11 protein-coding genes and 1 pseudogene are annotated in these 8,417 nt (G+C 64.2%); 5 read left to right on the top strand and 7 right to left on the bottom strand.

The genetic code is table 11. From position 1 onward, the window contains the following. Positions 1-6 precede the first annotated feature (6 nt). A complete protein-coding gene (gene trxB / locus KBY72_RS04300) occupies positions 7-1,386 on the top strand; it encodes a thioredoxin-disulfide reductase (protein WP_254959682.1) in 1,380 nt (459 codons plus the stop codon). Between the two features lie 9 nt (positions 1,387-1,395). Here trxB and infA read toward each other — a convergent pair whose 3' ends face one another. Then, positions 1,396-1,662, bottom strand: a complete 267-nt coding sequence (gene infA / locus KBY72_RS04305) for a translation initiation factor IF-1 (protein WP_094560946.1) — start codon at positions 1,660-1,662, stop codon at positions 1,396-1,398. Positions 1,663-1,859: 197 nt separating this feature from the next. Between infA and KBY72_RS04310 the strand changes: the two genes are divergently transcribed. Then, positions 1,860-2,558 carry a pseudouridine synthase gene (locus KBY72_RS04310; protein ID WP_254959754.1) on the top strand — a complete coding sequence of 233 codons (699 nt, stop codon included), beginning with the start codon at positions 1,860-1,862 and terminating at the stop codon, positions 2,556-2,558. A 6-nt stretch (positions 2,559-2,564) separates the two neighbouring features. Here the strand turns inward: KBY72_RS04310 and KBY72_RS04315 are convergent, their stop codons facing one another. From KBY72_RS04315 to KBY72_RS04330, 4 genes are all read right to left on the bottom strand, one after another. After that, a complete protein-coding gene (locus tag KBY72_RS04315; protein ID WP_254936629.1) occupies positions 2,565-2,780 on the bottom strand; it encodes a hypothetical protein in 216 nt (71 codons plus the stop codon). Positions 2,781-2,846: 66 nt separating this feature from the next. Beyond that, complete coding sequence (locus KBY72_RS04320) at positions 2,847-3,809, bottom strand: NAD(P)H-binding protein (protein ID WP_254959683.1); 963 nt, start codon at positions 3,807-3,809, stop codon at positions 2,847-2,849. Between the two features lie 80 nt (positions 3,810-3,889). Further along, positions 3,890-3,991: a cytochrome b6-f complex subunit PetM gene (petM, locus tag KBY72_RS04325; RefSeq protein ID WP_106633132.1), complete on the bottom strand. Its 102-nt coding sequence runs from the start codon at positions 3,989-3,991 to the stop codon at positions 3,890-3,892. A 23-nt stretch (positions 3,992-4,014) separates the two neighbouring features. Then, on the bottom strand, positions 4,015-5,121 hold the full coding sequence (locus tag KBY72_RS04330) for a N2,N2-dimethylguanosine tRNA methyltransferase (RefSeq protein ID WP_254993134.1): 1,107 nt from the start codon (positions 5,119-5,121) through the stop codon (positions 4,015-4,017). Between the two features lie 58 nt (positions 5,122-5,179). Here KBY72_RS04330 and KBY72_RS04335 point away from each other — a divergent pair, with 58 nt between their 5' ends. Further along, the gene (locus KBY72_RS04335; RefSeq protein ID WP_254959684.1) at positions 5,180-6,154 is read left to right on the top strand and encodes an alpha/beta fold hydrolase; all 975 of its coding nucleotides are present in this window, start codon (positions 5,180-5,182) and stop codon (positions 6,152-6,154) included. Positions 6,155-6,190: 36 nt separating this feature from the next. Then, entirely contained in the window at positions 6,191-6,721 is a 531-nt protein-coding gene (gene ilvN / locus KBY72_RS04340) for an acetolactate synthase small subunit (protein ID WP_106633134.1), read from the top strand. Here ilvN and KBY72_RS04345 read toward each other — a convergent pair. Both KBY72_RS04345 and KBY72_RS04350 read right to left on the bottom strand, forming a co-directional pair. Beyond that, positions 6,718-7,461, bottom strand: a complete 744-nt coding sequence (locus KBY72_RS04345) for a peptidylprolyl isomerase (RefSeq protein WP_409995477.1) — start codon at positions 7,459-7,461, stop codon at positions 6,718-6,720. The two genes, ilvN and KBY72_RS04345, sit on opposite strands and share 4 nt — an antisense overlap. Next, positions 7,461-8,012, bottom strand: coding sequence for a photosystem I assembly protein Ycf4 (locus KBY72_RS04350; RefSeq protein ID WP_254942912.1), 552 nt, complete (start codon positions 8,010-8,012; stop codon positions 7,461-7,463). Before KBY72_RS04350 ends, KBY72_RS04345 begins: the two co-directional genes overlap by 1 nt. 229 nt (positions 8,013-8,241) lie before the next feature. Here KBY72_RS04350 and KBY72_RS04355 point away from each other — a divergent pair. After that, a pseudogene (locus KBY72_RS04355) lies at positions 8,242-8,417 on the top strand (photosystem II D2 protein (photosystem q(a) protein)); the annotation flags it as partial.

Here is an 8,417-nt window from a genome sequence, read left to right on the forward strand (position 1 = left end):
TAAGCAATGACGGTTTCGGGGCTTTCAGTCGAAAACCTGGTGATCGTGGGTTCAGGGCCTGCTGGCTACACCGCCGCCATTTACGCCGCCCGGGCCAATCTCAGCCCTGTGCTGATCACGGGCTTCCAGGACGGTGGCATCCCTGGCGGTCAGCTGATGACCACCACCCACGTTGAGAACTTCCCCGGCTTTCCCGACGGGATCATGGGGCCGGAGCTGATGGACAAAATGAAGGCCCAGGCAGTCCGCTGGGGTACCCGTCTGATCGAGGCCGATGCCACGGCGATCGACCTATCCCAGCGGCCCTACCGCATCACTGCCGAAGGCCAAACCATTGAAACCCAGGCCGTGATCCTGGCCACCGGCGCCAGTGCCAACCGGCTAGGCCTGCCTAGTGAGGAGCGCTTCTGGAGCCAGGGGATCAGCGCCTGTGCGATCTGCGACGGCGCCACGCCCCAGTTTCGTCAAGCCGAACTGGCCGTGGTGGGTGGGGGCGATTCCGCCTGTGAGGAGGCTGTTTATCTGACCAAATACGGCAGCCAGGTGCACCTGATCGTGCGCGGCGAAAAGCTGAGGGCCAGTGGCGCCATGGCCGATCGGGTGCTCGCCAACCCCGCCATCACCGTGCATTGGAACCGCCAAGTGGCCGATGCCAGCGGTGGCGACTGGCTCGAAGCAATCACCCTCAGGGATCCCAGCAGCGGCGCCAGCGAGGAGCTGCCGGTTAAGGGCCTCTTCTACGCCATTGGCCACACCCCCAACACCCGCCTGGTGCAGGGCCAACTGGAGGTTGATAGCCACGGTTACCTGGCCACCCAGTCTGGCCGGCCCGAAACCAGCGCCGCCGGGGTCTACGCCGCTGGCGACGTGGCCGATGCGGAATGGCGTCAGGGCATCACCGCAGCAGGCAGTGGTTGCCAGGCTGCCCTGGCAGCTGAGCGCTGGCTCACCCATCACGACCTGGCCGTCACGGTGAGCCATGAACCAATAGAACCGGCCACCGTCGGCGAACCGGTGCGCACTGCCACCAGCGACGCCGACAACTACGACGCCGAAGCCCTATGGCAGAAGGGAGGTTTTGCCCTGCGCAAGCTCTATCACGACAGCAGCAAGCCCCTGCTGGTCGTCTACACCTCGCCGACCTGCGGTCCCTGCCACGTGCTTAAGCCCCAGCTCAAGCGCGTGCTCGATGAGCTGGGCGGAGCTGCCCAAGGCGTGGAGATCGACATCGAGGCCGAGCAAGAAATTGCCAGCCAAGCCGGTGTTACCGGTACCCCGACGGTGCAGCTGTTCATCAACAAGGAGCTCAAGCAGTCCTTTAAGGGCGTCAAACAGCGCAGCGAATTCAAAGCCGCGATTGAAGCCCTGCTAGCCGTTGCGGTCTGAGGCGTGCGCTTAACGCCGCCTAGGCCCACCAGGACGGTTGCCGCCGGGACGGGGGCCGGCGGCCGCGTTGCGCTCCCGATAGGTGATGCGGCCGCGGGTGAGGTCGTAGGGGCTGATCTCAACCAGCACCTTGTCACCCGCCAGCAGCTTGATCCTGAATTTGGTCAGCTTGCCTGCCGCCCGGCAGAGACATTGGTGACCAGCCGGCTGCTCCAGGGTCACCAGGTAAAACCCGTTTCCCTGTTCTTTTTCAATCACACCGGAGGTCTCGATCATGCGGGGGCGCTGTCTGGAGGTTCAATCGTTCCGAATAGCTTAATTGCCGCCCGACAGGCGATAGGGTCTGGCTCACTTGTGCCGTTTTGGCTCCACCATGGTTTTGCCGCCGCTTTCGTTGGATCTGGGGCTGCTGCTGATCTCCATTGGTGTGGTGAACCTCTGGAAAGCCCGTCAAGCCAGCTGAACCCAGGCCGCTGACCACCCTTCTTTTCCATAAGCCCTACGGGGTTTTAAGCCAGTTCACGCCAGAGGCCGGCTGTGACTGGGGTTGTTTGGCGGAGTTCATCCCTATTCCGCAGGTTTATGCCGCCGGCAGGCTCGATGCCGATAGCGAGGGATTGCTGCTGCTTACCAGCAATGGCCGCCTGCAGCAGCGCCTCACCGAGCCCCGCTTTGGCCACTGGCGCCGCTACTGGGTGCAGGTTGAAGGAGAGGCAGCTACCCACCCTGAGGCTTTGGAGCAGCTGCGCAGCGGCCTTTTGATTCAGGGGCAACGCACCCTGCCGGCTCGAGCCCAGGCGATCAGCGATCCATCCCTGCCCGAGCGCACCCCACCGATCCGTCAGCGGGCCGCGATTCCCACCAGCTGGCTGCAACTAGAGCTGCAAGAAGGCCGCAACCGTCAGGTGCGTCGCATGACGGCCGCCGTAAATCTGCCCACCCTGAGGTTGCTGCGGGTCGCCATCGACCTGATGGACGGCGCCGCCCCGCTCGAGCTCAATGGCCTGGCACCGGGGCAATGGCGCGAGGTGGACGAAGCCGAAAGTCAGCGCCTGGAGCGGCTGCTTAAGCCGTCGCGGGCCATGGGAAAAATCTCGCCTGGTCGGGTCTCACCTGGTCGGGGTGGCCGGGCCGGGGGAGGGAAATCAGGGCGGGGCGCTGGGGGCAGATAGGGCGGCTTAGCCGAGCACGTCCTTGAGCTCGCGCACGCTCTGCAACTGGCCGTAGTAGTAGTTCGCACGGGCCCGCCGGTCAGCATCATCGAGGCCATCGAAAGCATCGAAGCCCAGGGTTTGCCATAGCTCGTGGCCGCAGGCCCGATTGAGTTCTTCGGTGGCCTCCGCCTCAAGGTTGGCCAAGCGGCGCTGCAAGTTTTTGATCTGGGCAACAGACATTCACTCTCCCAAGCAACCAAATAATAGTACAGGCGAACTTGTGGCCGCGGTCGTAGGCGCCAAGGCCTAGAAGGGCAGCTTCTTCTTGGCTTCCTTATCGAGGTCAGTCTCCATCTCACGCAAGCGGCGCAGGATCGTGTCGTAGTACTCCTTGAGGTAGCCCTCCAAGCCGGTGGTTTCAGCCGGATCTAGCCCGAAGGCCTCGTAGCTGGCCTCCATTGGTGCATCGAGAGCTGAGCCCCCTCCGGTGACCGCTTCAAAAGCCAGCCGCTCGGCCACGTTGAGGCTGGCCTCAAAGAAGCCGGTCACAGAGCGCATCAGGCCCAGCAAGGCAGGCGGCACCCGGAAAGTGCGGGCCTCCTTACCCGTGAACCGCTCACACAACTGGGTGATTTCGCTGGTGGTCCAGGCCCGGGGACCTACCACTGGAAAAGCTTGGCGAATGGTTTGATCTCGCTCCAGAGCCGCTACGGCAAAGCGGGCCATGTCCTGGGTGTTCATGTAGGCGATTGGGGTGGGCGAGCCACTCACCCAAACCGTCTGACTTTCCAGCACGGGAATCGCAAACTGACTGATAACCCCCTGCATGAAGGCAACGCCGCGCAGGATTGTGTAATCAAGATCAGAGGCCATCAACCAGTCTTCGGCGCAGGCCTTGATGTCCATCAAGGGCACGTCGCGGTGCTGATGCGCATCTAGCAAGGACACAAACACCAGACGCTTCAGCGAAGCGGCCTGGCAGGCGGCAAATAAATTCTGGTTGCCTTTCCAGTCGATGTCGTAGGCGCTGGCTGAATCCGTGGCGCGGGCGGTAGCCGCATCTATTACTGCATCCTGACCTTCCAGGGCATAGGCGAGGCTTTCCGGCTCGAGCAGGTCGCCGCGGGTGAGCTCGCAGCCCCATTCCTGCAGGAAAGCGGCCTTACGGGGGGAGCGCACCATGCATCGCACCTGATGGCCTGCATCGAGGGCACGGCGGGCAACTTGCCGGCCCAGGGTGCCCGTTCCGCCAACCACCAAAACCTGCATTAGCAACCTTCAAGCGGGCCCGAGCCTAGGTGTCCGACGGGTCGAGCCGGGAGCAGGGGGTTCTGACTGGCCTTTGGGGCTTAGTCGTTGTCGGCCAGCTTCAACAGCAGGGCTCCGCCGGCAAGACCAACGGGAATGAGTATCCAAAACAAAGCTGCGGTACCGAAAATTTCAGCAGCCATGGCGAAGTAAGAGGAAGTCCATCCTATTTAGCAGTGCCAGTGGCCATTCCAACCAACTGAGCGGCGGTCTGCAGGATCTCGCCCCAGGCTGCATCGCTGCGCAGCTGACCCGGCATCACCCCACTGACCTGGGCCGACCAGCCCCCCTCCCGCAGGGCCGCCACCAGGCTGAGCAGCGGTGGCGCCCCTCCCTTAAGGCGGCGCGCGATCTCGGCCATCGGCCAGCAGCGGGCCGGTAGTCCCCTATCAGCAAGCAGACGGGCAAGCAGGCGAGCCCCCTCCGTACTGAGGTTTGCCCCTTGATCAACCTCAGCGAACGCCTGCATTTCAGCCAGCAGCTCAGGCTCCTGCAACGGGCCGATCCACAGAGGACCGCTGATCGCCAGCGGCGCAATCTCGCCGGCAGGGCAATGGCAGGGGAGCCACTGACGTATGCGAATCAACGGCTGCACCTGCTGATCGCCGCAGCCATGGCAGTGGGCCAGCATGCCGAGGTGATGCTCCTCCCCTGGCTCGCTGCGGCGGCGCAGGCGCACCGCGCTGCGAAAGGTGCGCCCTTCACTGAAGCTAAAAAGGGGCTCGATGCCCCGGCCCAAGGCCCAGGCCGCTCGAGCCACGCTGCCAAGTTGCAGGCGCAGGGCCAGCTCCCAGCTAGCGGGATGGGCCCGGGCCGCCGCCCCCAGCAACCGGATCGCAGCCGGGCGGTCGTGGCCGGTGGGGGAGCGGCCATCGGTGCTGGCTAGGTAAAGCACACCGCCGAAGGACACCGCCTCCAGCGCTAGGGGCAGCAGGGCCGTGGGGCAGCCAAAGCCATCCAGGTCTAGGAGCTCGAAACGCTCCTGGCGCTGCAGGCAATCCGCCAGCAGGTGCTGGGCAGTAAGGGCGCTGCAACGCAAACCCGCCAGAGATGCCAGGTTTTCACGCATCAAAGGCAGCCGATCCGGATCAGCATCGTTAGCCCACACCGCCTCGGCTCCGGCCTCCAGGCCATAGCGCAAGGCCCGGATGCCGCAGCCGGCCATGGCATCGAGCACCCGCAAGGGCCCACGGGCCGCCAGCGTGCGGGCGAGCAGCACCCCCAGATCCCGAGAAGGACGCGACTCCGGCCTAAAAAAACCGGCACCGGGCAACAGGCGAGCCCGTCCTTCGCAATAGTGAGCGTCGGTGTGCTGGCTCAGGAGATCAACCGTGGCTGCAACAGTCCAGCCTGCACCTCCACCCGCGGCGGACGGCAGCTCAGGGGCGGAGTGGGGCATACACGCCGATTGGCTCTGGCGAGGCGAGCGCTGCCACTGGCGGGTGCTGGGGGAAGAAAATGCCCCGGCCCTGCTGCTTGTGCATGGCTTCGCCGCCGGCAGCGGCCACTGGCGCCGCAATGCTGCGGTGCTGGCTGCAGCCGGCTGGCGGGTTTATGGCATTGATTTAATCGGCTTCGGCGCCTCAAGCCAGCCGTCCCTGCGACTGGACAACCGCCTCTGGGCAAGGCAGCTGCAGGCCTTTCTCGAGCAGGTGGTGCAGGGGCCAGCCGTGCTGGTAGGCCATTCCCTCGGCGGCCTGGTGGCCCTCAGCTGTGCCGTGTTTTCTCCCCAGCTGGTGCGAGCAGTCGTGGCAGCCCCCCTACCCGACCCAACCTTGCTGCTGGCCGGCAGCGGCAGCCCACCCCGCCGCCGGCCCTGGCAACGCCGGCTGCAGCGCTGGCTCGTGACCCTGCTCTGCCGGCTGCTACCCCTGGAGCTACTGGTGCCCCTGATTGCCCACTCGCCCCTGCTGGATTTAGGCATTCAGTCGGCCTACAGCGAAGCAGTGATCGGCGACAGGGACCTGCACCGGCTGATTGCCAGGCCAGCCCGGCGGCCTGGAGCGGTGCGGGCCCTGCGGGCGATGAGCATCGCCATGGCCCTCCGTCCCTACGGAGCAACCGCCCCAGCCCTGCTGCGCAGGCTGGGGCGTCCCCTGCTGTTGATCTGGGGGCAGCGCGACCGACTGGTGCCCGTTCAGGTGGCCCAGCAGGTGCGGCGACTGCGGCCCGAGCTTCCCCTCACGGTGCTGCCTGGCAGTGGTCACTGTCCCCATGACGAACATGCCGACGCCTTTAATGCCGCCTTACTTCAATGGCTTGACCAATTGCCAGCCGCCGAGACCCTTTCTGGGCCTGGGCGGTAACTTGGAATGCAGCCAGCGCCACGGGTCCCTCAGGAGATGAAACACACCCTTTCGGTGTTGGTGGAAGACGAATCCGGTGCCCTCAGCCGCATTTCCGGCCTATTCGCCCGCCGCGGCTTCAACATTGAAAGCCTGGCGGTGGGTCCCGCTGAAAAGGCTGGCATCTCCAGGCTCACCATGGTGGTCGCAGGCGACGATCACACCCTCGAGCAGATGACAAAGCAGCTCGACAAGCTGGTCAACGTGCTGGGGGTGATTGATCTATCCCACATACCTGCCGTGGAGCGGGAACTGATGCTGCTGAAGGTGTCGGCTCCTGCCGAAACCCGCAGCGCCATCCTGGATCTGGTGCAGGTGTTCCGCGCCAATGTGGTCGACGTGGCCGATGACGCCTTGACGCTTGAGGTGGTGGGCGATCCGGGCAAGCTCGTCGCCCTCGAACAAGTGATGGAGAGCTACGGCATCCTTGAAATCGCCCGCACCGGCAAGGTGGCATTGGAGCGGGCTTCGGGCGTCAACACGGCTTTCCTGAAGGTCACCGCATCCAGCAAGCGGGTACCCGCCTAGGGATTTCCCTTCACCAACTTCCCGCCCGACACCAGCGTGGCTTTGACGATCTTGTCGCCCTGGCGGATCTGGTCGACCACCTCCATGCCTTTACTCACCCTGCCGAAGACGGCGTAGCGGCCATCCAGTTCAGGCAAGGCCTGCAGGGCTACGTAGAACTGGGCGCTGGCGGAGTTGGGATCGGCGGAACGGGCCATGGCAACAGCTCCGCGTTGATGGGCCAAAGCCAGTTGGCGGGTAGCTCCTGGGGCCGTCACAGGCTCGCCATAGCGCGGCTCTGGTTCGTCGCTGCGCTTGATCTCCAAGGGAATCAGACGGGGTATTCCCGTGGCTGGATCCACAAAACTGCCCAGGCCGTGCTGGCTGGCTGGCACCTTTGGATCAGCGCTGGTGGGGTCGCCGCCCTGCACCACAAAAGGAACTGGCTCGCGCACAACTCGATGAAAAGCGGTGCCGTTGTAGATGCCACGCTGAACTAGATCAACGAAATTGCCCGCCGTCAGCGGCGCGGCAGCACCATCTAGCTGCAGCTGCACCTCACCCTTGCTGGTCTGCAGTGCGACTGTGGCCGTACCGCTGAGGCAGGGGGTGCTGGCGGTGCTGCAACCCACAGGGCTGCTGCCACCATCAGCCGCACAGGCGACCAGAGATAGGGGCGCTAGCAACAACAAACCACCCAGGAGCCAGCGACTCCACCAGTTGCCAGTCATCAAATTGCCAGTCTTCAGATTGGCATTCATCAAACCCCCTCCAGCGGCACGCCCAAAAAGCGGGCAAGTTGGGCGCCAGACAACTCCAGATCGGCCAAGGGCATGGGCTCGCCAACCCTGGTCAAGGGCATATCCCGCCTGCCCTGCACCTTGAGGGCCAGGCGACGCCGAGGATTAAGGCCATCACGCACCTCTACCTTCACAGCCTGAATCTCCCGCAAGGGGATATCCACCGTGATCTCTTGGCGAAAGCCGCGGCGACTAATAGTTGCCACACCAGCATCCCGATCAAAGCGGTTGCTACCCGCGCCAACGTCGATGCCAATCACAACCCAGAGGTAGGCACACAGCGCCATGGCGGCCAGCCCATAGAGCCCCATGACCAACCCCTGGGGCAGCCAAGCCAGCTCGGCGGGGTGGCCGATCGGCAGCAGGTCGGTGCCGAGATAGCTGGAGACACTGGTGAGTAGGAAGCCGATCCCGCCAGTGGTCACCACCAAGGCAACCAACACATTGGAAAGGCGCCTTGAGCCCAGCACCGGCAGCTCAAGCAAGGGGGCAGGAGCCTGGGGGGAGGCCATGACCTGGAGCAAGGAATGGCGCCATCCTGACCGGTCGTCGGGGGAGCTGGGCTGATCAAGACCAAGCGCTCAGAAGTGAAGCAAAAGACAGTCAGAAATCAGCTGCGAAAGCCCAGCGAGAGGAAGCCATGTCAGCCCGTTTCAACCGGTCTCGCGATCCGCTTCAGCGTTGTTACGATCGCCCGGTAATCCCACAGCCTCCGCGGGTTTCCCGCACCGTTTCATCATCATGACGATCGCTGTAGGGCGCGCGCCAGCAGCACGGGGATGGTTCGACGTCCTCGATGACTGGCTCAAGCGCGACCGCTTCGTATTTGTGGGGTGGTCTGGTCTGCTCCTGTTCCCCACGGCCTATCTGGCCCTGGGTGGCTGGCTCACCGGCACCACCTTTGTCACTTCCTGGTA

This window comes from Cyanobium sp. BA5m-21 (genome assembly GCF_024346235.1).
Taxonomy (GTDB): Bacteria; Cyanobacteriota; Cyanobacteriia; order PCC-6307; family Cyanobiaceae; genus Cyanobium_A; species Cyanobium_A usitatum.

Bases quoted from the DNA above. Each gene is read 5' to 3' on its own strand.
- trxB (WP_254959682.1), top strand. From the start codon at position 7: ATGACGGTTTCGGGGCTTTCAGTCGAAAACCTGGTGATCGTGGGTTCA.
- infA (WP_094560946.1), bottom strand. From the start codon at position 1,662: ATGATCGAGACCTCCGGTGTGATTGAAAAAGAACAGGGAAACGGGTTT.
- KBY72_RS04315 (WP_254936629.1), bottom strand. From the start codon at position 2,780: ATGTCTGTTGCCCAGATCAAAAACTTGCAGCGCCGCTTGGCCAACCTT.
- KBY72_RS04320 (WP_254959683.1), bottom strand. From the start codon at position 3,809: ATGCAGGTTTTGGTGGTTGGCGGAACGGGCACCCTGGGCCGGCAAGTT.
- petM (WP_106633132.1), bottom strand. From the start codon at position 3,991: ATGGCTGCTGAAATTTTCGGTACCGCAGCTTTGTTTTGGATACTCATT.
- ilvN (WP_106633134.1), top strand. From the start codon at position 6,191: ATGAAACACACCCTTTCGGTGTTGGTGGAAGACGAATCCGGTGCCCTC.
- KBY72_RS04345 (WP_409995477.1), bottom strand. From the start codon at position 7,461: ATGAATGCCAATCTGAAGACTGGCAATTTGATGACTGGCAACTGGTGG.
- KBY72_RS04350 (WP_254942912.1), bottom strand. From the start codon at position 8,012: ATGGCCTCCCCCCAGGCTCCTGCCCCCTTGCTTGAGCTGCCGGTGCTG.